This is a genomic window from Rhizobium sp. 007 (assembly GCF_015353075.1).
Lineage (GTDB): Bacteria > Pseudomonadota > Alphaproteobacteria > Rhizobiales > Rhizobiaceae > Rhizobium.
Map to the genome: position 1 here is coordinate 3,262,847 of NZ_CP064187.1, position 22,403 is coordinate 3,285,249.

The following is a 22,403-nucleotide window of genomic DNA, read 5'->3' on the forward strand; positions in this document are numbered from 1 at the left end:
CCTGCGTTAGCGCTTTTCATTTGAGGTGTCTACCCACGTTGCTTTGCAACCTGTGAACAGAGCCTCGCGGCGCAACGAATGATTAACCACGAGGCTTTACGTTCGGGTAACGAATTGAAGCATGCCACGCGCGGAATCCGGATGGCCAAGGAAAGAGAGACGAGCAGTTTGACGCCGCTCTGCGCGGCGCGCTTTGCCGTGTCTTCTATCGCTTGCTTCGCTTTGTTTCTTCCACCTCACCCTGGTTTTGCTCAGTCCGCGCAAAACAGCACCGGCAGCGGCACATCCGGCTATTCGTCTGCATCTAGCGCGCAGTCCTACAGCAGTTCGCCGAATGCACAGCAGTTGCCCGCCAATGGCGCAGCCGACGGTAGCGATATCGCAAATCCCTCAGCCGATGGAATGAGCGGCACACCGCCCAGCTCAAACCAACAAGCCGGAACAACGATGGCAACCGGGACGACTGATCAGGATCCGTCCGGCGAGACGACCGGCTCCATTCTCGATGAGGACATTCGTCGCCTGAATACCCGCGAACCGGCAATCGATGACAGAAGGGCGCCACGCAAGCCGGAGGAAAACCTCTCAGGTCAGGAGACGCCGGGCATCCGCATCGGCACCTTCGTGCTGCGCCCTTCCGTTACCCAGTCGATCAACACCGAAACGACGAAGGACGGAGAGACAAAGGAGACGCGCGCTTTCCTCCAAACCGACGCCCACGCAACGCTTGCTTCCGACTGGGCGCTCCATCAACTGATCGTCACGAGTGAGGGCACTTGGCAGCGCAATGTCAGCGGTACCGGCGAAGAACAGCCCGCCTTCGACATCGACGGGGACCTTCGACTCGACCTGCCGGACGATACGGTCGCTTATATCAAGGGCGGATACCGGTTTTATCGGGAAGATACCGACGATCCTGACGCAATCGCCGATGCCGAGCAGCAATCGGATGTGCAGGAGTTCTCAGCCGGCGCATCCATCGAGCGCGGGTTCGGCATCCTGCGCGGTACCGCGGCACTCGATCTGACCCGGACCATCTACTCCGACGCCGTGCTTTCGAACGGCACGAGGATCTCGCTCAGCGACCGCGACCAGACGTCCGGCACATTTCGGACCCGTGTCGGCTATGAGCTTTCGCCGGCCCTCATTCCCTTCGTCGAGGCCTCGGTCGGTAAGACTGTCTACGACGAAACCCGGGATTCGGCGGGTTTTGCGCGCTCCGGCAACAGCTACGGCGCCAAAGCTGGCGTCGAGGTCGATCTGGGAGAAAAGTTGAAGGGTGAAGTCGGTCTCGGCTACGAAACCGCAACCTTTGACGATAGCCGCCTCGAACCGATCGATACCGCAACCGTCGATGCAAACCTCCTCTGGTCGCCGCTGCGTGGAACCGACGTTCGTTTTGATCTATCGACCAGCATCCAACCCTCAACGACAGCTGGTCAGAGCGGCTATATCTCGCACGAACTGACAACGGCGGTCACGCATCAGCTGCGCGACAATCTCCAGGCAACGGTGCTGGGTGGGGTGACTTTGCGGGACTATCCGTCCGGCGGCAGCAGCGACGAGACGGTCTATACGGCGAGCGGCGGGCTCACCTGGAACATCAACCGCTATCTCGATTTCACCAGCACGCTGGGATACGAGCTGACGACGCGCGATGTGGGCGCCGACTCGCAGCAATGGCGAGCCGGCGTCGGTCTCAAGCTGAAACGCTAGGCTCAAAGGCCTTTCAGCAATGCCTTGAAACCGGCTTCGACGGTCGGGCGGATATCCGCACGTTCGAGTGCGAAGGCAACATTGGCCAGGATGAAGCCATCCTTCGCGCCGCAGTCATAGGTCGTGCCGCGGAAGTGGTAGCCTGCAAAATCCTGTTCCTTGAGCAGCTTCAGCATGCCGTCGGTCAGCTGGATTTCATTGCCGGCGCCGCGCTCCTGCGTCTCGAGGATCTTGAATATCTCAGGCTGCAGGATGTAGCGGCCGTTGATGAAGAAGTTGGAAGGTGCCGTCCCCTTGGCCGGCTTCTCGACCATGCCGGTGATGCGGAAGCCCTCGCCGACCGGTTCGCCGGCTCCCACGATGCCGTATTTATGCGCTTGCTCCGGAGCACATTCCTCGACGGCGATGATGTTGCCGCCGCTCTGGGCATAGAGATCGATCATGCCCTTCATGCAGCCCTTGCCTTCATTCTTCATGATCATGTCCGGCAGCAGCAGCGCGAAAGGTTCGTCGCCGACGATCTCACGGGCGCACCATACGGCGTGGCCGAGGCCGAGTGGCTCCTGCTGGCGGGTGAAGCTGACCGTTCCTGCTTTCGGAAGCTGATTGGCGAGCAGCGTCATTTCCGCCTGCTTGCTGCGTTCGCGCAGCGTCTGCTCGAGCTCGAAGTGAATGTCGAAATAATCTTCGATGATATGTTTGTTGCGGCCGGTCACGAAAACGAAGTGTTCAATGCCGGCTTCGAGCGCCTCGTCGATCACATACTGAATGATCGGTTTATCGACGACAGTCAGCATTTCCTTCGGAACGGCTTTGGTGGCCGGGAGGAAGCGTGTCCCCAAACCTGCAACCGGGAATACCGCTTTACGAACTTTTTTCTGCTGTCCCACTTAGACCTCCTAGGGGGGCTGGATCGCTTTTACACTCAAGCTATTTAGGGTGAACTAGATTAGAATCGCTACCGTTTTGCAAAGGATGACGGGAGAAGCCGGTCATGGTAAAGAATTTGTTGACTCCGTTCCGGTAGTGTCGGGTTTGGCCGGAAACTGCAACTCCGCCGCACGTGCAACGAAGATGACGGATACGACTGCCGATGACCCAGAACCGCAAATACTCCCTTCGTGGTCTTGCTCTCGCCCTCATGGTGACCGCTTCCGCAGGTCTGGCTCCCGATAGCGCGGCGGCCGACCAGCGGTTCCAGAAGTGGATCGCGGACTTTTATCAAACTGCCGCGCAAAATGGCATCAGCAAGGCAACCTATCGGAAAGCTTTCGCAGGCGTGACCGAACCGGACCCGACAGTCCTTGAAAAGGCGACCTTTCAGCCGGAATTCACGACCAAGATTTGGGACTATGTGGACTCCCGCGTCAACCCCTACACAGCCGAGATTGGCCGCAAAATGGCCACAAAGCATGCGTCGACGCTGACGGCGATCGAACGGCATTTCGGCGTCGACAAGAACATCATACTGGCGATCTGGTCGATGGAATCGAACTACGGCGCAGTCCTCACAAAGGACGACCGGCTGCACTATGTGCCACGCGCGCTTGCAACCCTTGCCTACGCGGACGACCGCCGCTCCAAATATGCCAAGAAGCAGCTCGTCGCTGCGCTGAAGATCCTGCAGAACGGTGATATCTCTGCCGATGGCATGACGGGATCCTGGGCAGGCGCCATGGGCCATACGCAGTTCATCCCGACGAGCTATCTGCTCTATGCCGTCGATGCCGACCGCAATGGTCATCGCGACATCTGGAATTCCGTGCCGGATGCACTTGCGACCTCGGCCAACCTTCTCGCAAAGAACGGCTGGGACACCGGCAGGACCTGGGGCTACGAAGTCTCGGTTCCGGCGAGCCTCGCAAAGCAGGTAGGCAAGACACATACGATCGCGCAATGGGCAGCGATGGGCGTCACCCGCCCCAACGGCAAGGGTTTTCGAGACGGCTCAACAAGGGCCGTGCTGAAGATGCCGGCTGGCGCCGGCGGTCCCGGCTTCCTGATGACCGCGAACTTTTTCACGATCAAGAAATACAACGCTTCCGACAGCTATGCGCTCGCCGTTGGCCTGCTTGCCGATGAAATTGCCGGTTATGGTGGCATGAAACAGCGCTGGCCGCGCCCGGAGGGCACGCTCGACATGAAGGAAAAATTCGAGCTGCAAAATCGCTTGAAGACGCTCGGCTATTACAACGGCGAGGTCGACGGCAATTTCGGTTCAGGTTCGAAAGCCGCAATTTCGGCGGTTCAAGAACGCCTCGGCATGCAGGCCGATGGCAAACCCTCGCTCCCGCTCCTGAATGCGCTCCGGCGCTAGAAAGGAGAAATCCGCGACATAGCCTTCATGGAGAGTGGACGTGCGTGTCCCCTCCATGCGAAAATGTCGCGAGATATGGGGCATGACGATGCGTAGATCGGGTGACAGGCTGAAACTGGGCTGGAGGACGCTGCTTTCCGCCGCTCTGGTGCTTTCCTTCGGCATTACCGCGCCCGTTGATTTTGCCGACGCGCAGGAGCGCTATTACTACCGCCGCTCGATCTTCGATTTCTTCACCGGCCGCCGCTACATCAACGAAGATTATGCGCCGCCGCCCGAGGTTCGACGCCCGCCGCAGCGTCAGCGCAAACGGACGCCGCTTGCGCCCAAACCTCCAACCGTCGCCACTGCGCGGCCTGTAGCGCCCGTCCTTCAGGAGCCGGTGGTCCAGAAACTCGAGAATGCCCAAAAGATCCTGATCGTCGGCGATTTTCTCGCAAGCGGCCTGGGCGATGGCATGACGGAAGCATTCAAGACTTCGCCCGGCGTGATCGTAGAGGCCCGAGGCAACGTCTCTTCGGGCCTGGTGCGCGACGATTATTACGACTGGCCCGAACAGCTCCTGAAGATAATGGACGAACTGAAGCCGGCGATGGTCGTCGTCATGATCGGCGCCAACGACCGGCAGCAGATGGTCATCGGCGGCGCCAAGGAGAAGTTCCGCACCGACGCCTGGTATGGCGAGTATCAGAAGCGTGTGCTGAACTTCGGCAAGGAAATAACGAACCGCAAGATACCATTGCTTTGGGTCGGACTCCCTGCTTTCGAATCGCCCTCGATGACGGCCGACGCCGTTCAGATGAACCAGCTCTATCGCAAGCAGGTGGAAAGCATCGGTGGCGAATTCGTCGACATCTGGGATGGCTTCGTGGACGAGAACGGACAGTTCGTCGTTACCGGTTCCGACATCAATGGTCAGCAGGTGCGCCTGCGCACCTCGGACGGCATCAATCTGACACAGGCCGGACGCCGCAAGGTCGCCTTCTACGTTGAAAAGCCGGCCCGCCGCCTTCTCGGCACCCAGGCAAGTCCCGACCTTGTGCGCCTCGACACCAGCAACCTGCCCCATCTCGGTCTGCCGTCGGACCCGGTCGCGCATACGCAGCCGATCAGTCTTTCGGACCCCAATCTCGATGGAGGAGCTGAGCTTCTCGGCGGCAGGCAGCCTCCGGCCACTTTGGCGAACTCGCCACGCGACATGCTCGTGCAGGAGGGCAAGATGGAGCCGGCCCCGGCAGGACGCGTGGACGACTACAGTCTTCCGGCCCTGAAAGAGCCGAAGCAGGTCTCGGCTAAATAAGCTTCAGTTCTTTGCCCGAGCGACCGTGCATGGAGATGAAATTTTCGTGACGCTCGCCTTCGAACTCGAAGTCGGTCGAGCCTCGCCTTTCGAAGCCCTTGAACAGATGCCCTACAGACTGATCAATAGATCGGCCGCCCGCAACCTCTTGCGAGCAGCGCGTTCTGTTCGGCTTTAAGCGAGAGCAATCAGCGCGGCAGAACCGTCGAGCCCATCAGCGCTTCATCGATCGCACGCGCTGCCTGGCGGCCCTCGCGGATCGCCCAGACGACCAGCGATTGGCCGCGGCGAACGTCGCCTGCCGTCCATAGCTTGTCGACCGAAGTCTTGTAGTCGTGGTCGTTGGCAACGACATTGGTCGAGCCACGGCGGTCGGTGTTGAGCGTCAGTTTGCCGTCCAGTTCCTTGAGCACGCTGTCAGTGAACGGTCCGCGGAAACCGATGGCGATAAAGGCGAGATCCGCCTTGATGACGAATTCCGTACCGGGAACCGGCTTGCGGCGCTCGTCGACTTCGCAGCACGTGACGCCTGTCAGCACGCCGTCTTCGCCGATGAACTCCAGCGTCGCCACCTGGAACTCGCGGACGGCGCCTTCGGCCTGCGACGAAGAGGTGCGCATCTTGGTTGCCCAGAACGGCCAAACGGCGAGCTTGTCTTCCTTCTCCGGCGGCTGCGGACGAATGTCGAGTTGCGTAACCTTCACAGCGCCCTGACGGAACGCCGTGCCGACGCAGTCCGAAGCGGTATCGCCGCCACCGACGACGACCACATGCTTGGCGCCCGCCAGGATCGGGTCCGACGCCCAGCCGACGCTGTCGATGTTTTCGCGGCCGACACGCTTGTTCTGCTGCACGAGATAGGGCATCGCGTCATGGACGCCGGCAAGTTCGATACCGGGAATGCCGGCTTCGCGCGGCGTTTCGGAGCCGCCGCAGTAAAGCACGGCATCGTAATCGGACAGTAATTGCTCGACCTTCATGTCGACGCCGACATTGACGCCGCAATGGAAGGTAACGCCCTCGCCCTTCATCTGCTCGACGCGGCGATCGATGAAGTTCTTCTCCATCTTGAAGTCGGGAATGCCGTAGCGCAGCAGGCCGCCAGGGCGGCTTTCGCGTTCGTAGACATGGACCTCATGGCCGGCGCGGCCGAGCTGCTGGGCAGCCGCCATACCAGCGGGACCGGAGCCGATGACCGCGACCTTCTTGCCGGTATGGACCGTTGCCGGCTGCGGACGGATGAAGCCGAGCTCGTAAGCCTTGTCGGCAATTGCCTGCTCGACCGTCTTGATCGCAACCGGCGCATCTTCGAGGTTCAGCGTGCAGGCTTCTTCGCAGGGCGCCGGGCAGACACGACCGGTGAACTCCGGGAAGTTGTTGGTCGAATGCAAGTTCTGGATCGCCGCTTCCCAATTGTTGTTGTAGACGAGGTCGTTCCAGTCCGGAATTTGGTTATGGATCGGGCAGCCGGTCGGGCCATGGCAATAGGGGATGCCACAGTCCATGCAGCGCGCGGCCTGTTTCTGCACTTCCTGGTCCGACATCGGGATCGTGAATTCGCGGAAATGCCGGATACGATCCGACGCCGGCTGATATTTCGCCACCTGCCGGTCGATTTCCAGAAACCCTGTGACCTTACCCATATTTTCGTCCCTCATCATCTTAAAGCCCAAGACCCAAAGGTCCCCAATACCAGTAGGCCAGTCCCATGACTGCGCCCAGGGCTACGAATTCCGTTTCAAGGCCGCCGCCGGCAAAAGAGGTTCCGGCGGAAACTGCGACGGCGAGGCACAGAGAGATGAAGGAATGAAGCAGCGAAAACCGATTTTTCATCATCGTTCTTTCCAGCATCCTCCATGCCGCTCGGCAAAGCAGTGGCTGATTTAGCGATTTAGAGCACTCACTCCGCGGCGATCCCCATTCGGCTCCGCTCCATTTCCTCGAGCGCACGACGGTACTCGACCGGCATGACCTTGCGGAATTTCGGACGATAGTCGACCCAGTTGTCCAGGATCTGCTTGGCGCGGGTCGAGCCCGTGTAGTGCAGATGGTTGGAGATCAGCTGGTAAAGGCGCTCCTCGTCGTGACGCGTCATGTCGCCGGAGACGTCGACGCGTCCCTTGTGCATGAGATCGCCGCCGTGATGGTGCAGCTTCTCCAGCATGTCGTCCTCTTCGGGAACCGGTTCGAGTTCGACCATCGCCATGTTGCAGCGCTTGGCGAAGTCGCCGGCCTCGTCGAGAACGTAGGCGACGCCGCCGGACATGCCGGCGGCAAAGTTGCGGCCCGTTGCGCCCAGCACGACCACCACGCCACCCGTCATGTATTCGCAGCCGTGGTCGCCCACGCCCTCGACAACGGCAATGGCGCCTGAGTTGCGCACCGCGAAACGCTCGCCCGCGACACCGCGGAAGTAGCACTCGCCTTCAGTCGCACCGTAAAGCACGGTGTTGCCGACGATGATGGAATCTTCAGCGACGATCTTCGAGTTCTCCGGGGGCCGGATGATGATCTTGCCGCCCGAAAGGCCCTTGCCGACATAGTCGTTGCCGTCGCCGATGAGGGTGAAGGTGACGCCACGCGCGAGGAAGGCACCGAACGACTGACCGGCTGTCCCCTTGAGTGTGACGTTGATCGTGTCGTCCTTCAGGCCGCGGTGGTTGTAGCGCTTCGCAACCTCGCCAGAGAGCATGGCGCCCGCCGAACGGTCGACATTCTTGATATCGACTTCGAAGGCGACCGGCGTCTTCGAGGAGAGCGCAGGCTCGGCCTTCTCGATCAGCTTGCGGTCGAGAATGTCGTCGATCGGGTGCTTCTGACGCGCCGTCCAGTAGGTCTCTTCCTTTGCTGCATCAACCTTGTGGAAGATGCGGCTGAAGTCGAGCCCCTTGGCCTTCCAGTGCGCCAGCATCTCGTCCTTCTCAAGCAGTTCCGAAGCGCCGATGATGTCATCGAGCTTGGTGAAGCCGAGCGAGGCCAGGATTTCGCGCACCTCGTTGGCGACGAAGAAGAAGTAGTTGATGACGTGCTCGGGTGTGCCCTTGAAGCGCTTGCGCAGAACCGGGTCCTGCGTCGCAACCCCTACCGGACAGGTGTTGAGGTGGCACTTGCGCATCATGATGCAGCCCGCGGCAATCAGCGGCGCGGTTGCGAAGCCGAACTCGTCGGCGCCCAGCAGCGCGCCGATGATGACATCGCGGCCGGTCTTCAGGCCGCCGTCCACCTGCAGGGCGACACGCGAGCGCAGCCCGTTCAGCACCAGCGTCTGCTGGGTTTCGGCGAGGCCGATTTCCCAAGGGCTGCCGGCATGCTTCAGCGAAGTGAGCGGCGACGCACCCGTGCCGCCGTCAAAGCCGGCAACGGTGATGTGGTCGGCGCGCGCCTTGGCAACACCGGCGGCGACCGTGCCGACGCCGACTTCCGAGACGAGCTTGACCGAGACGTCGGACGTCGGGTTGACGTTCTTCAGGTCGTAGATCAGCTGCGCCAGATCTTCGATCGAATAGATGTCATGATGCGGCGGCGGCGAAATCAGTCCGACGCCGGGCGTCGAATGACGGGTCTTGGCGACCGTCGCATCGACCTTGTGACCCGGCAGCTGGCCGCCTTCGCCGGGCTTTGCACCCTGCGCGACCTTGATCTGCAGCACGTCGGCATTGACAAGATATTCGGTCGTCACCCCGAAGCGTCCCGAAGCGATCTGCTTGATCGCCGAGCGTTCCGGGTTCATCGAGCCATCGCGCAGCGGCATGTAGCGGTCGGACTCTTCGCCGCCTTCGCCGGTGTTCGACTTGCCGCCGATCTTGTTCATGGCGATTGCGAGCGTCGTGTGCGCCTCGCGGCTGATCGAGCCGAAGGACATCGCACCCGTCGAGAAGCGCCTGACGATATCGGCAGCCGGTTCGACCTCGTCGATCGATACCGGTTTGCGGCCGAGCTTCTCTGCGCTCTTGACCTTGAACAGGCCGCGGATGGTGTTCATGCGCAGCGCCGTGGTGTTCACCATTTCGGAGAATTCGCGGTAGTGATCCTCGGCATTGCCGCGAACGGCATGCTGAAGGGCTGCAACAGCGTCCGGCGTCCAGGCATGGCTTTCGCCACGCATGCGAAAGGCATATTCGCCGCCAATGTCGAGCGTGCTTGCAAGCAACGGGTCGCGGCCGAAGGCGGCTGTATGGCGAGCAACGGTTTCCGTGGCGATCTCTTCCAGCCCGACGCCTTCGATCATCGTTGCGGTGCCGAAGAAATACTTGTCGACGAATTCCGACTGCAGTCCGATCGCATCGAAGATCTGCGCACCGCAATAGGACTGATAGGTCGAGATGCCCATCTTCGACATGACCTTGAGGATGCCTTTGCCGACCGCCTTGATGTAGCGGTAGACGATTTCGCTGGCGTCCACTTCCTTCGGAAATTCGCCCTTGGCATGCATGTCGAGCAGCGTGTCGAAGGCGAGATACGGGTTGATCGCTTCAGCACCATAGCCCGCGAGCAGGCAGAAGTGATGCACTTCGCGCGGCTCGCCGGTCTCGACGACAAGACCGACCGACGTTCGAAGCCCCTTGCGGATCAGGTGATGGTGGACGGCAGCGGTCGCAAGCAGCGCCGGGATCGCGATGCGATCTGGCCCGATCTGACGGTCGGAGAGCACGATGATGTTGTAGCCGCCCTTGACCGCCGCTTCGGCGCGCTCGCAGAGACGGTCGAGCATATCCGGCATGCCTTCGGCACCACGCTCGACATCATAGGTGAAGTCGAGTGTCTTGGTATCGAAACGGTCTTCCGTGTGACCGATCGAGCGGATCTTTTCGAGATCGCCGTTGGTCAGGATCGGCTGGCGCACTTCGAGACGCTTGGCGTTGGCCATGCCGGTATGGTCGAGGATGTTCGGCCGCGGCCCGATGAAGGAAACCAGGCTCATGACAAGCTCTTCGCGGATCGGATCGATCGGCGGGTTCGTGACTTGGGCGAAGTTCTGCTTGAAGTAGGTGTAGAGCAGCTTCGACTTGTCGGACATCGCCGAAATCGGCGTATCCGTACCCATCGAGCCGATCGCTTCCTGACCCGTCGTCGCCATCGGCGACATCAGGATTCTCGTGTCTTCAGTTGTGTAGCCGAAGGCCTGCTGGCGGTTGAGCAGCGAAACATCGCGGCGCAGCGCACGCGGTTCGACGGGCTTCAGGTCTTCCAAAATAAGCTGAGTACGGTCGAGCCAGCTGCGATAGGGATGCTGGGTCGCAAGCTGCGACTTCACCTCGTCATCCGAGATGATGCGGCCTTCTTCCATATCGATCAGCAGCATCTTGCCGGGCTGCAGGCGCCACTTCTGGACGATGTTTTCTTCCGGAACCGGCAGCACACCCGCTTCCGACGCCATGATGACACGATCGTCATTGGTGACGAGATAGCGCGCCGGACGCAGGCCGTTGCGGTCGAGCGTCGCGCCGATCTGCTTGCCGTCGGTGAAGGCGACAGCAGCCGGCCCGTCCCATGGCTCCATCAAGGCAGCGTGGTATTCGTAGAATGCCTTGCGCTCAGCCGCCATCGACTGGTTGCCGGCCCAGGCTTCCGGGATCAGCATCATCACCGCATGCGACAACGAATAGCCGCCGCGCACGAGGAACTCGAGCGCGTTATCGAAACAGGCTGTGTCCGACTGGCCTTCGTAGGAGATCGGCCAGAGCTTGGAAATGTCCTCGCCGAAGAGCGGCGAAGACACCGACGCCTGACGCGCCGCCATCCAGTTGACGTTGCCGCGCAGCGTGTTGATTTCACCGTTGTGGGCAACCATGCGATAGGGATGCGCCAGCTTCCAGGACGGGAAGGTGTTGGTCGAGAACCGCTGGTGCACGAGGGCAACCGCGCTTTCGAACCGCGGGTCCGACAAGTCCTTATAATAAGCGCCGACCTGATAGGCGAGGAACATGCCCTTGTAGACGACGGTGGATGACGAAAGCGACACCGGGTAGAAGTTGCTCTCCTCGCCTTCGAACTCGTCGTAGATGCGGTTGGAGATCACCTTGCGGAGCGTGAAGAGGCGGCGCTCGAACTCGTCGTTCGTCGCGGCATCCTCGCCGGCACCGATGAAAACCTGAACATGATGCGGTTCGGTGGCGGCGATATCCGGCGCCTTGGAGAGCGACGAGTTGTCGACCGGCACGTCGCGGAAGCCGAGGAAGACCTGGCCTTCCTCGGTGATCACATCCTGGATCACTTTCTTGAAGTGCTCGATCTGCTGTTCGTCGCGCGGCATGAAGATATGGCCCATGCCGTATTCACCGGCCTTCGGCAGGATGACGCCCTGCTTTGCCATTTCCTCACGGAAGAAACGGTCGGGAATCTGCACGAGAAGACCGGCGCCATCGCCCATCAGCGGGTCAGCACCGACGGCACCGCGGTGCGTCAGGTTTTCGAGGATGAAAAGGCCGTCCTTGACGATCTGGTGCGACTTCTGGCCCTTCATATGCGCGACGAAGCCGACGCCGCAGGCGTCATGCTCGTTGCGCGGATCGTATAGACCCTGTTTTCGCGGCAAACCGGAGGCGGATTTACGCGTATTGGCCGTTGCGCGCACGTCTGCTGCTGCGAACTGGTCAAAACCCGTGGATGGCGTCTTCGTCATCTTTCCCTCCTGTCAAAGCCCGCGAGCGGGCGTCTCTTTGTCGCGCGCCGTCCCTTGATACGGGGTTCGGCGCGTGACAGCGCTGTTGCATTATCGAAGATCCGGTCGCGTTGGCCCGCCAAAAGCGAGCCGCCGCGCTCCGCGCCTGCCAGTCGCCGCAGCGCTGCCAAGGCTGCGCTCGAGTGGACTATAGCGTGAAACCCTGCAAAGGTCAGGGCTTTCGGCGCCTCTTCGGCCGCAAAGGCCAAAATAGGACAGCAACACTGTCCTAATTCATCAGTTCTATGCCAGAAACCTATGCGCTCCGCAAGAGCGCGCGATTAAAAAATCGTCGATTTGCGACGGAAGATTGCCAAACTGACGAAAATGACGAAATTAAATTACCCGGCGCCGCACTATTTTGTTTATTGATTGCGGAATTCAATTTTTGTGATGCATTGCGACGCAGATGTTTGATCGCGTGAAGCTTTGGCGTAATGTCCCTGCCGAACTTGCCAACCCCACATTTCCCTAACGGTTCTTCCATGTATTTTGCTTCCGACAACTGGGCTGGCGCCCATGAATCTATTGCCCAACGCCTACTCTCGGCTTCCGCCGGTTTCGCGTCCGCATACGGCACCAGCGATCTCGATAAAAAAGTCGAGGCACGCTTTTGCGAGGTCTTCGAGCGTGAAGTCTCCGTCTTCTTTGTCGCGACGGGTACGGCTGCGAATTCCCTTTCGCTCGCCAGCGTCCAGCGTCCCGGCGGCGTCACCTTCTGTCATTCGGAGGCCCATGTCATCGAGGATGAATGCGGCGCACCGGAATTTTTCTCCGGCTCCGCCCGCCTTGTTGCCGTGCCCGGTGCGTCCGGCAAGATCGATCCGGCAAAGCTTTCGGCGAAGATAGCAGGCTTCCCTGAAGATGCCGTGCATCACGGCCGCGCCAGTGCCATCACCATCACCCAGGCGACCGAGATTGGTACGGTCTACACGTTGCCGGAAATCGGCGAGATTTCAGCCATCGCAAAGAAGCGGAACCTGGCTCTTCATATGGACGGCGCCCGCTTCGCGAATGCGCTCGTCGCGCTTGGCGCAACGCCTGCCGAAATGACATGGAAACGCGGGGTGGACATGCTTTCCTTCGGCGGCACCAAGAACGGTTGTTGGTGCGCGGAGGCGATCGTCTTCTTTCATTCGGATCAGGCCAAAGAGATGCCTTTTATCCGAAAGCGTGCGGCGCAGCTCTTTTCCAAGTCGCGCTTCATCGCCGCCCAGTTCGACGCGTATTTCGACAACGATCTCTGGCTCGATCTTGCCCGCCATGCGAACAGCATGGCCGATGGCCTCCGTGGCGGCATCGGCGCCAGCAATTCCGCCAGGCTCGCCTGGCCCACCGCCTCCAACGAAGTCTTCGCCGTCGTCACCAAGAGCGCGGCGAGAACTGCTGAAAATAGGGGGGCGACGTTCTACGAGTGGCCGATTCCGGCCGCAACGCCTGACCTCGTTAACGACAACGAGACGCTGATCCGCCTCGTCACCAGCTTCGCCACGACAAAAGCCGATGTCGACGGCTTCCTGAAGTGCCTGGCGGCATAAAGCCCGGCAGCACCTAGTTCTGATGGCCGTAGACGGCGGATTGCGGGGCACCGTGATCCGCCTTTTCCGCTTCGTGCCCGATCACAAGGATCATCATTACACAGGCCACCAGCCCGGATACGAATAGTGCGCCATACATCATCGGTCCGTCCTTTCTTGCCCCGAACGACGACCAGATTGGGTCCTAACGTAGAAGCCGGAATCTAACCAAATAGCTAAGCGACAAGGTTGAGAGGGGCTTAAAATGGTAAGCAGCCGGTTAACTTTCGTCCGGCGAATGCACACCTAAATCTTCCAGCTGCCGGAACTTAGTGGGCACTCAATCGTTTATAAGCGAAAGGTGAAGTGCCATGAAAAAGTTAGCTGTCGTTCTCATGTCGCTCGTGACGGCATTTTCCGGCGTAGCGCCCGCCGAAGCATTTCCGGCGATCAATCTCGAAAAACCGAAGGTGGTTTCAAACATCGAGCAGGTTCAGGATCGCATGATCATGCGCCGTTGGAACGGGCGCCGCTATTATTCGGGCCCTCGCCGCTATGGGAATTACCGCGGCTATCGCTACCGAAATTATTCCGGCTACCGCTATCGGAACTATGACGGCTATTACGGGCGTCGCTACTACCGCCGTCACCGTAACAACGACGCCGCGGCCATCATTGGTGGATTGGCGCTCGGCGCGATCATCGGCGGCGCATTGGCTCAGCCACGCTACTATGGCCCCCCGTCCTCCTATGCTTATGGCGGCAGCGGTCATACGCGCTGGTGCTACAGCCGATATCGCTCCTATAGGGCCTGGGATAATACGTTCCAGCCGTATTATGGCTCGCGCCGTCAGTGCGTTTCGCCCTATTGATCGGCATCTTGATCGGCAAGCAACCGAAACCCGCCGCCCGGCGGGTTTCTATTTTTGTGCGCCCGATCGCAGACCCCGCACCTTCCCAAGAATGTCCTCCGAAAGCGCCGACACCAGCGCCTGATCGGCCCCTTTGCGCGGCACGAGCACGAATTCCACATCCTCCAGCAGCGGCAGCCTTGCCGTGCCGATCTCTTTCAATCCCGAGGGGGCCATGCTGCGCGGCTGCACCAGTACTCCCATTCCTGCCCGCGCCGCGGCCGTAAGCCCGCTCAGGCTGCCGCAGGTGCAGACGATCCGCCAAGGCACCTGCACTCGGCTGAGGGCCTCGAGCGCAATGCTGCGCGTCACACTTGGCGGCGGGAAGGCGATCAGCGGCAGCGGCCCTTGTGCGAGCACATGGTCCGGATCGCGCGCCAGCCAGACCAGCGGCTCGCGATAGACAAGCCGGCCGCGGGCATCGCCGAGCCGGCGTTTGGCAAGCACAAGATCGATCTCGCCATTGTCCTGCATCTCGTAAAGCGCACCCGACAACGCGACTGTCAGCTCCAGATCGACCGATGGATGCGACCGCACGAAATCCTCCAGCACGGCCGGGAGCTGGCTGGTCACAAAGTCTTCCGAAACGCCGAGGCGGAGGCGGCCGCGCAGACTGTTCTCCTTGAAAAGCGATTGAACCTGCCCTTCGATCGAAAGCATCAGGCGCGCATGCGAAAGCAGCGCCTCGCCATCTCCGGTAAGCACGACCTTGTGGGTGTCGCGCGCGAGAAGTCTTCGCCCGAGTGAAGTTTCCAGCCGCTGGACGTGCTGGCTGACGGTCGATTGACCGAGACCCAAACGCTCTGCAGCGAGCGTGAAGCTGCCCATCTGCTCGACGGCAACGAAGCTGCGCAATTGCGTCAAATCAAGCATCGACATCCCAATTCGCGATAACTGTTATTCCTTGCATCCTGATTCATAATGGGCGACAAAACAACGAAATTCTGAAAATGCCGAGAAAGCATCATGCGCCGCTTCTTGCCCGATACCTTCACGATCCTGCTCGTTTGCACCGTCATTCTTGCCTCGCTGTTTCCGGCAAGCGGCATTTTCGCGGATTATTTCGGCGTCGCCACCGGACTTGCCATCGCCCTGCTGTTCTTCCTGCATGGCGCCCGGCTATCCAGCGACGTCGTCATTGCAGGCATCCTGCACTGGCGGCTGCACCTCGTCATTCTTCTGACGACATTCGCCATCTTTCCGCTGCTCGGCATGGCGCTCGGCCTCATCCCGGATTCGATCCTGCCGCAGCCGCTTTACCTCGGCATCCTTTTCCTGTGCGTCCTGCCGTCCACGGTGCAATCCTCGATCGCCTTCACCTCGATGGCAGGCGGCAATGTGCCGGCCGCCATTTGCTCGGCCTCCGCTTCCAACATCTTCGGCATGTTCCTGACGCCGCTTCTCGTCGGCCTGCTCTTTTCCGTCGGCGGCCATGGCGGCTTTTCCTGGGACGCGCTGGAGCAGATCCTGCTGCAATTGCTTGCTCCCTTCGTGGCAGGCCAGATCCTGCAGCCCTGGATAGGCAATTGGATCCGCGCGAAGAAGAAAATCCTGATGCCGGTCGATCGCGGATCGATCCTGATGGTCGTCTATCTCGCCTTCAGCACGGCGGTCGTCGAGGGCCTGTGGCACACCTTCTCGGTAAGAGACATCGCGGTCGTCGTCGTGCTCGACATGTTGCTGCTCGCAATCGTCCTGCTGCTCACCATGCACGGCAGCCGCCTTGTCGGCTTCAACAAGGCCGACGAGATCACCATCACCTTCTGCGGCTCGAAGAAGAGCCTGGCAAGTGGGGTGCCGATGGCGAGCGTCATCTTCGCCGGCCAGTCGATCGGTGCCATCGTTCTGCCGTTGATGCTCTTCCACCAGATCCAGCTGATGGTCTGCGCGGTGATCGCGCAAAAATATGCCGCAGCGGCTCCGCATCGGATAACAAAAGAGGAAGCTGAAGAGGCTGCGAGCCCAGCCTGATCCGCAGCCTAAAAAAAGCGGCGCCCCAACGGAGCGCCGCCTGTCTTTTCCTATCCTGGGAGGGATCGGTTAGTTGGCGACCTGAGCCTCGATAGCCTTCGGCGCGCTTACCGGCTCTGCGGCAATCGCGATCTTGCGTGGCTTCATGGCTTCGGGGATGCTGCGAAGTAGGTCGATATGAAGCAGGCCGTTCTTCAGCGAAGCGGCGGTCACCTCGACATGATCGGCAAGCTGGAAGCGGCGCTCGAAGGCGCGCTTGGCAATGCCGCGATAGAGGAACTCACTGCCCTCGGCGTTCTCTTCGCTCTTTACGCCCTTGACGGTCAGCGCGTGAGCTTGAGCCTCGATGGAGATTTCGCTTTCGTCGAAACCGGCAACGGCCATGGTGATGCGGTAGGTGTTCTCACCGGTGCGCTCGATATTGTAGGGCGGATAGGTATTGCCCTGATCCGGCTGAGCCAGGCTGTCGAGCATGGTGAAGAGACGGTCGAAACCGACGGTCGAACGATAGAGTGGAGAAAAGTCGACGTGACGCATGATGTCCTCCTTAAGGAAGCGACGTGTTGCGATAATGCCCCTGAAACCCCATATTCGGCAGCTTCGGGACGGTTCAGCGGACCCGTTTGGCACCCGCAGAATTCAGATGGTGATCGACTTTCCGCAGTTCAAGACCCTTTTGAAGCCCGGTGAACGGGGCATGAACGCGAGGTTCGGCATGCGTTCAGCAGCACCTCTGTAGAAGTAGTAACTGTCGGGTGATTAAACCGCCCGATGGCTGAAGTGCATCGTCCCTTCTTCTTCAGTCCGATTTACGGCCGGCGCCGGGCACCCCTCACATCGCCCCGCCGGTCTCTTTTTATTCGCTCCGCGCTTAACAGTTGATTTTCCGTCTCCGTGCATTATCCCCTAGACTCAAGGCGGCATCGAAAGCAGCGGCTCATGGACAGCGTCCTTATTTCGACACCTGACAATCCGGTCCCAGAAAACCGTACCGAAGGCTATTTCGAGACGCATGACGGCTGGAAGCTGCGCTATGCGGTGTTCCGCTCCGATGCCCCCGTTGCAAAAGGCACGGTCGTCATCCTGCAGGGACGCAACGAATACATTGAGAAATATTTCGAGACGATCGGCGATCTAACGGAGAAGGGCTACTGGGTTGCGATCTTCGATCTTCGCGGCCAGGGCGGCTCGCCACGGCTGATCAAGAAACGACAGCATGGCCATGTGAGGCGCTTTTCCGATTACGAGCGAGACCTCGACACCTTTCTGGAAAAGGTGGTGCTGCCCGACACCCGCCTGCCCTTCTACCTGCTCGGCCATTCGACCGGTGGCCTTATTGCGCTTTCGGCGGCCCCCTATCTTGCAACACGCATTGAACGCATGGTGCTTTCCGCGCCCTTCATCGGCCTGATCGGCCAGGCAGCGTCCGCATCGACCATCCGCCGCCTGGCCGCGACGGCTTGCTCGCTCGGATTTGGCTCGCTGCCATTGAGCCGCAAGCTACGGGAGCTTCCTTTCCAGGACAATCCGCTGACATCGGACGAGGTGCGTTTCGAGCGCAACATTGCAATGATGAGGGATCATCCGGAACTGATGCTCGGCCCGCCGACCGCGCGCTGGGCCCATGAATCCTTCAAGGCGATCGACAAGGTACTCATGCCGAGCCACCTCTTTTCGATTACCATCCCGACGATCGTCATTGCCCCGACCCGCGACGGCGTCGTGCCCTATATCGCGCAGGAACGGCTTTCGCGCTATTTCCGCGCAGCCCAGCTCGTGCCCATCAATGGCGCGCGGCACGAGATTTTTCAGGAGCGCGACGCCTACCGCGCCGCAGCACTCGCCGCGTTCCATGCGTTTATTCCAGGCAGTGACGCCGAGACCGCTGAAGAGGTCGAAGGATTCGGCGTCTAAACGGATGGCGACTTAGCGCTGCAGGATCGCAAGTGCCTGGTCGTAAACGGCATGGCTGCCGGCGGCGATGATCGAGCCACCGTTTTCGGGCCGCCCGCCGTCCCAGGTCGTGATGATGCCGCCCGCATTTTCGATCACCGGAATGATCCCGCCGACATCGTAGGGCTTGAGGCCGTTTTCGATCACGAGATCGACATGGCCGGCCGCGAGAAGTGCGTAGGCATAGCAATCCGTGCCATAGCGGAAGAGCCGGACCTGGCGTTCGATCTCACGATATTTCTCCATTTCCAAGCCGGTGAAGAGATGCGGCGAAGTGGTGAAGAGGATCGCGTTCGAAAGCGTGCCGCAATCGCGTGTCTTCAAGCGCCGTTCGCCCTCCGGTCCGCAATAGATCGAGCCGTTCTCATCCGCGAAATAGCGCTCGCCGGTGAAGGGCTGCTCGATCATGCCCATGATCGCCCGGCCGTTCTTCTGTAGCCCGATCAGCGTTCCCCATACCGGCACGCCGGAAATGAAGGCCCGCGTGCCGTCGATAGGATCGATGACCCAGACATAATCACGGTCCAGGCCAACATTGCCGTGTTCCTCGCCAAGAATGCCATGATTGGGAAAATGCTCTTCAATCAGTTTGCGGATTGCCGCTTCCGCTGCCCGATCGCCCTCGGTAACGGGATCAAAGCCACTCGAAAGCTTGTTCGTCACATCGAGGCCGGATCGGAATCGCGGCAGTGTCTCGGCCTTGGCGGCTTCCGCCAGGCGATTGAAGAACGAGCGGTCAGGAAGCATGGATGATCCGTTTTCTGGGCCGTGTGGCACGCATTTCTTAGCGGAGTTGCGTTCGAATGCAAATCTACGATGCATTTTCTCGATATCTGCCTAAAGATTTTGCATTGCAAAATAATGATTGACAATTGTGCAGCGCAGCAGTAGCTTCTTCATACAGTCTTCTGACTGTAAATACCCTCCTTGGGTGTTTCCTCCCTAGACTTAGCCGCGCTGAACAGCGCGGTTCTTTTTTGAGCGACTGTCCGGGAGCTTATTCGGCAGCAAGCGCCGTATCGGTTGCAAACTGCTCCACGTAGCTGGCCATCTGCCGCATGAAGCCTGTGACGGCGTTGACGATCAGCGGAAAATCCGTGTGCTTTTCCAGTGTCACTTCGTCCACGTAGATCGCCCGATTCACCTCGATCTGCAGGGCGTGCAGCCCGCGCGCCGGCCGGCCGTAATGCTCGGTGATGAAGCCGCCGGCATAGGGCTTGTTGCGGATGGCGGTGAAACCCATCTCCTCGAGAATACTGATCGCCGTACGCGAAAGTTCGGCCGATGCGCTGGTACCATACCGGTCACCGATGATGAAGTCGGGACGCGCATTGCTGCCTGCGACGCGGACATTGCCCGGCATCGAGTGGCAATCGATCAGCACGCCGAAGCCGAATTGCACGTGGGTGCGCGCAATCAGCCGGCGCAGCGCGGCGTGGTAGGGTTTGTAGATGCTCTCGACCCGATCGAGCCCTTCCTGCACCGGCAGCCGCCGGGCATAGATTTCCATATTCTCGGCAACGATGCGCGGAATGGTGCCGAGCCCGCCTGCCACGCGCAGCGAATTGATGTTCGCATATGGCGGCAACAGGCCATCGAACATGCGCGGGTCGAGTTCGTAAGGTTCGCGGTTCACATCCAGATAGGCGCGCGGGAAATTGGCGAGAAGCAGGGGGGCGCCAAGCAGGCTGGCGGCTGAAAAGAGCTCATCGACATAGTGATCCTCCGACCGGCGGATGGAGATGCCTTCGAGCCGCGACTGGGCGATAAATTCCGGTGGATAAATGCGGCCGCTGTGGGGAGAATTGTAAACGAAGGGAATGGTCTGCGACACGGGCTCACGGATCTCAAAAAGCTCGTACTCGCGAATTTCCGGCACCTTTTTCCCTCTTAACCATGTCACAGGACGGCTGCTGCGCCCATGTTGCCAGTTGCCTCACTGCAAGTCCATACTATGTAGCGGGGATGACAGCCTTGGGCAGGCAATTCACCGGTTGTTTACTGGCTAAAGTCTAGTGTAAATAGCTGGCGCCTCCCACCAAAAACCTATTCACCAATCGGTCTGGATAATGACTCAGAAGATACTGCTCGCTGAAGACGACAACGACATGCGCCGCTTTCTGGTAAAGGCGCTCGAAAAGGCCGGTTACAAGGTTCTTTCCTACGATAACGGCGCAAGCGCCTATGACAGGCTCCGGGAAGAGCCCTTCTCCCTGCTCCTGACCGATATCGTCATGCCGGAAATGGATGGCATCGAGCTCGCACGCCGTGCGACCGAGCTCGACCCGGACCTCAAGGTCATGTTCATCACCGGTTTTGCGGCCGTTGCACTGAACCCTGATTCGAAGGCGCCGAAGGATGCAAAGGTGCTTTCCAAGCCTTTCCATCTTCGCGATCTCGTCGATGAAGTGAACAAAATGCTTGCCGCATAAGGCTTGCGGGCGGCGGGTCACAAAACTTCAAAAAAGCCTATTGACGGCTCCCAAGGTTTTGTGATCTATGCGCCGCCATCGGATGGGCGTGTAGCTCAGCGGGAGAGCACTACGTTGACATCGTAGGGGTCACAAGTTCGATCCTTGTCACGCCCACCATTCGATCCTCTTGAATTACAGAGGACTTCGTCAAACCGCTGATTGACGAGTTATCTTCCAGGACGTGAGCAGTCGTGCGTTACGACGCAACACTGCGCCCTTGCCCAACACGGCTCACACAAGCCAGCCAAAACCCCATCAAATACTTTACTTCGTAAGCGTGGCGTCTTCAGATAGAGTTGCTGCGGTTTGCAAGTTCGGCGTCTCAGGGATTGCTGCGATGAAAAACATCGTGAACGCATAAACTGAGAACAACGTCAGCACCGCGGTCAATCGAATCATTCAGTATCTCCTTATTCACACGGACAGCTTGACCCATATCGGGGTTTTCCAAAACCGTTTTCTGAACGGGAGATGAACAAAAACTTGTGACGGGGCATTTTAACGATATTTTTACAACACATTTTGGAGAGTCTCTCCTTTTCCCGCGGGTGCTTATAAGCCGGAAGAAGGAGGGTTTTTGATCGCGAAGGAGGTATTGCTCCATTCGAGCTAATCCTGTGAATAGCGGGAATCGACGCCGGCGGGCTGGACATTAGCAAAGAGAAATGTTTGCTTGGGAAGGCTGGCTGAGGGGCCGGCGGTTGGGGGCAAGCGATGAATATCGAAGAACTGCTCGACATGCAGGAGCGCGGAATACGCGACCGGATCCTCGGCTACGCTTTAAGCGACAATCCCATGTCGCGACCGGAATTGATGCCGATCCGTGATGCTTGGGAGCTTGAAGTCTGGTACGCCCGCTACGAGGCATGGCGCTTCGGTTGGGCCGTCGAGGACGCCAGCCGGTGCCACTGAGCGTTTGAATGGGCGAAGGCCCCGCGCAAGCAAGAGGTAAGATACAGAGGCCGGCCGTCGCTGTTGACGGCCACGCTTCCCAGAACGGGCCGCTATCCCTGCAGCGGCCCGTTTTCTTTGAGCGCGGCAAATTTCGGACACAGAAACATGCGACCCCCGTCCGGTAAACCAGCATGACAGGATTCCTGAACAGATGAGACTGACAGTGATTGCAGCTGCGGCGCTTTCCGCCGCAGCTTTCGCCTCCGGCGCCAACGCCGCCTCCCAGAACTTTCCAGGCGCCGGCGTTTCGACCCTTACAGGCAAATGCGCAAAGCTCGTCGTTGGCAACGTGGATGCAACGAAGGGGTGCAAGGGCGAACTCGCCAGCGTGGGACTGCCGAACGGCCAGGTGACCTTCATCTTCACCTCAGGCGGGAAGATGCTTGGCTTCCAGGGCGATGGCACCGCGATCAAGCCGGCATCTAATGGCAATGCCAGGATTCCGCTCAAGATGGTGACAACCGGCGTCGGCGAGAAGATGACGGGCCAGGTCAAGGTGGCAGGCACCTGCACATTCGGCAACCCTTACGGCGGCAAGCCGGTCGTGATCGAATGCTCCGCGGAAAGCAAGGATACGGCCTTTACCGGCAGTTTCCGCACCAGCGGTAAGGCTCCGAAGCAGAAATAGA

General features: G+C 59.7%; 19 protein-coding genes, 1 tRNA gene and 1 pseudogene. 11 read left to right on the forward strand and 10 right to left on the reverse strand.

Going from position 1 to position 22,403, the window contains the following annotated elements; translation table 11 throughout:
- The first annotated feature begins 141 nt into the window (after positions 1 to 141).
- Entirely contained in the window at positions 142 to 1,716 is a 1,575-nt protein-coding gene (locus ISN39_RS16045) for an outer membrane beta-barrel protein (protein WP_194728182.1), read from the forward strand.
- Positions 1,717 to 1,718: 2 nt separating this feature from the next.
- Here ISN39_RS16045 and galU read toward each other — a convergent pair whose 3' ends face one another.
- Positions 1,719 to 2,606: a UTP--glucose-1-phosphate uridylyltransferase GalU gene (galU, locus tag ISN39_RS16050; protein ID WP_194728183.1), complete on the reverse strand. Its 888-nt coding sequence runs from the start codon at positions 2,604 to 2,606 to the stop codon at positions 1,719 to 1,721.
- 203 nt (positions 2,607 to 2,809) lie between these two features.
- Between galU and ISN39_RS16055 the strand changes: the two genes are divergently transcribed.
- Positions 2,810 to 4,033, forward strand: coding sequence for a lytic murein transglycosylase (locus ISN39_RS16055; RefSeq protein ID WP_194728184.1), 1,224 nt, complete (start codon positions 2,810 to 2,812; stop codon positions 4,031 to 4,033).
- An 88-nt stretch (positions 4,034 to 4,121) separates the two neighbouring features.
- Complete coding sequence (locus ISN39_RS16060) at positions 4,122 to 5,333, forward strand: DUF459 domain-containing protein (RefSeq protein WP_194730238.1); 1,212 nt, start codon at positions 4,122 to 4,124, stop codon at positions 5,331 to 5,333.
- Between the two features lie 188 nt (positions 5,334 to 5,521).
- Here the strand turns inward: ISN39_RS16060 and ISN39_RS16065 are convergent, their stop codons facing one another.
- The 3 genes from ISN39_RS16065 to gltB form a co-directional block, all read right to left on the reverse strand.
- Positions 5,522 to 6,976: a glutamate synthase subunit beta gene (locus ISN39_RS16065; protein ID WP_074069656.1), complete on the reverse strand. Its 1,455-nt coding sequence runs from the start codon at positions 6,974 to 6,976 to the stop codon at positions 5,522 to 5,524.
- A gap of 19 nt (positions 6,977 to 6,995) precedes the next feature.
- Entirely contained in the window at positions 6,996 to 7,169 is a 174-nt protein-coding gene (locus tag ISN39_RS16070) for a hypothetical protein (protein WP_156886478.1), read from the reverse strand.
- A 64-nt stretch (positions 7,170 to 7,233) separates the two neighbouring features.
- Positions 7,234 to 11,955, reverse strand: coding sequence for a glutamate synthase large subunit (gltB, locus tag ISN39_RS16075; RefSeq protein WP_194728185.1), 4,722 nt, complete (start codon positions 11,953 to 11,955; stop codon positions 7,234 to 7,236).
- 524 nt (positions 11,956 to 12,479) lie between these two features.
- On the opposite strand from gltB, the gene ISN39_RS16080 reads away from it, so the two are divergent.
- Positions 12,480 to 13,532, forward strand: a complete 1,053-nt coding sequence (locus ISN39_RS16080; RefSeq protein WP_194728186.1) for a low specificity L-threonine aldolase — start codon at positions 12,480 to 12,482, stop codon at positions 13,530 to 13,532.
- A 13-nt stretch (positions 13,533 to 13,545) separates the two neighbouring features.
- Here ISN39_RS16080 and ISN39_RS37650 read toward each other — a convergent pair whose 3' ends face one another.
- A complete protein-coding gene (locus ISN39_RS37650; protein WP_267285075.1) occupies positions 13,546 to 13,674 on the reverse strand; it encodes a hypothetical protein in 129 nt (42 codons plus the stop codon).
- 208 nt (positions 13,675 to 13,882) lie between these two features.
- Here ISN39_RS37650 and ISN39_RS16085 point away from each other — a divergent pair, with 208 nt between their 5' ends.
- Complete coding sequence (locus ISN39_RS16085) at positions 13,883 to 14,383, forward strand: BA14K family protein (protein WP_194728187.1); 501 nt, start codon at positions 13,883 to 13,885, stop codon at positions 14,381 to 14,383.
- 48 nt (positions 14,384 to 14,431) lie between these two features.
- Here the strand turns inward: ISN39_RS16085 and ISN39_RS16090 are convergent, their stop codons facing one another.
- Positions 14,432 to 15,295 (reverse strand): LysR substrate-binding domain-containing protein, encoded by an 864-nt coding sequence (locus tag ISN39_RS16090; protein WP_194728188.1) that lies wholly within the window; start codon positions 15,293 to 15,295, stop codon positions 14,432 to 14,434.
- Positions 15,296 to 15,388: 93 nt separating this feature from the next.
- On the opposite strand from ISN39_RS16090, the gene ISN39_RS16095 reads away from it, so the two are divergent.
- On the forward strand, positions 15,389 to 16,393 hold the full coding sequence (locus tag ISN39_RS16095) for a bile acid:sodium symporter family protein (protein WP_194728189.1): 1,005 nt from the start codon (positions 15,389 to 15,391) through the stop codon (positions 16,391 to 16,393).
- A 69-nt stretch (positions 16,394 to 16,462) separates the two neighbouring features.
- Here the strand turns inward: ISN39_RS16095 and ISN39_RS16100 are convergent, their stop codons facing one another.
- Positions 16,463 to 16,930: an Hsp20 family protein gene (locus ISN39_RS16100; protein WP_074069662.1), complete on the reverse strand. Its 468-nt coding sequence runs from the start codon at positions 16,928 to 16,930 to the stop codon at positions 16,463 to 16,465.
- A 402-nt stretch (positions 16,931 to 17,332) separates the two neighbouring features.
- Here ISN39_RS16100 and ISN39_RS16105 point away from each other — a divergent pair, with 402 nt between their 5' ends.
- Entirely contained in the window at positions 17,333 to 18,307 is a 975-nt protein-coding gene (locus ISN39_RS16105) for an alpha/beta hydrolase (RefSeq protein ID WP_194728190.1), read from the forward strand.
- Between the two features lie 12 nt (positions 18,308 to 18,319).
- Here ISN39_RS16105 and hisN read toward each other — a convergent pair whose 3' ends face one another.
- Together hisN and ISN39_RS16115 are read right to left on the reverse strand one after the other, a co-directional pair.
- A complete protein-coding gene (hisN, locus tag ISN39_RS16110) occupies positions 18,320 to 19,093 on the reverse strand; it encodes a histidinol-phosphatase (protein WP_194728191.1) in 774 nt (257 codons plus the stop codon).
- Between the two features lie 250 nt (positions 19,094 to 19,343).
- Positions 19,344 to 20,225, reverse strand: coding sequence for an N-formylglutamate amidohydrolase (locus tag ISN39_RS16115; RefSeq protein WP_022715854.1), 882 nt, complete (start codon positions 20,223 to 20,225; stop codon positions 19,344 to 19,346).
- Positions 20,226 to 20,415: 190 nt separating this feature from the next.
- Here ISN39_RS16115 and cpdR1 point away from each other — a divergent pair, with 190 nt between their 5' ends.
- Positions 20,416 to 20,778 carry a response regulator CpdR1 gene (gene cpdR1 / locus ISN39_RS16120; RefSeq protein WP_003542883.1) on the forward strand — a complete coding sequence of 121 codons (363 nt, stop codon included), beginning with the start codon at positions 20,416 to 20,418 and terminating at the stop codon, positions 20,776 to 20,778.
- Between the two features lie 84 nt (positions 20,779 to 20,862).
- A tRNA-Val gene (locus tag ISN39_RS16125) sits at positions 20,863 to 20,937 on the forward strand.
- Between the two features lie 147 nt (positions 20,938 to 21,084).
- On the opposite strand, the gene ISN39_RS37655 is transcribed toward ISN39_RS16125, so the two are convergent.
- Positions 21,085 to 21,219, reverse strand: a complete 135-nt coding sequence (locus ISN39_RS37655) for a hypothetical protein (protein WP_022715855.1) — start codon at positions 21,217 to 21,219, stop codon at positions 21,085 to 21,087.
- A gap of 315 nt (positions 21,220 to 21,534) precedes the next feature.
- Between ISN39_RS37655 and ISN39_RS16130 the strand changes: the two are divergent.
- Together ISN39_RS16130 and ISN39_RS16135 are read left to right on the forward strand one after the other, a co-directional pair.
- Positions 21,535 to 21,717, forward strand: a pseudogene (locus tag ISN39_RS16130) (CrpP-related protein); the annotation flags it as partial.
- Between the two features lie 208 nt (positions 21,718 to 21,925).
- Complete coding sequence (locus ISN39_RS16135; RefSeq protein WP_039846091.1) at positions 21,926 to 22,402, forward strand: hypothetical protein; 477 nt, start codon at positions 21,926 to 21,928, stop codon at positions 22,400 to 22,402.
- Position 22,403: the final 1 nt, after the last annotated feature.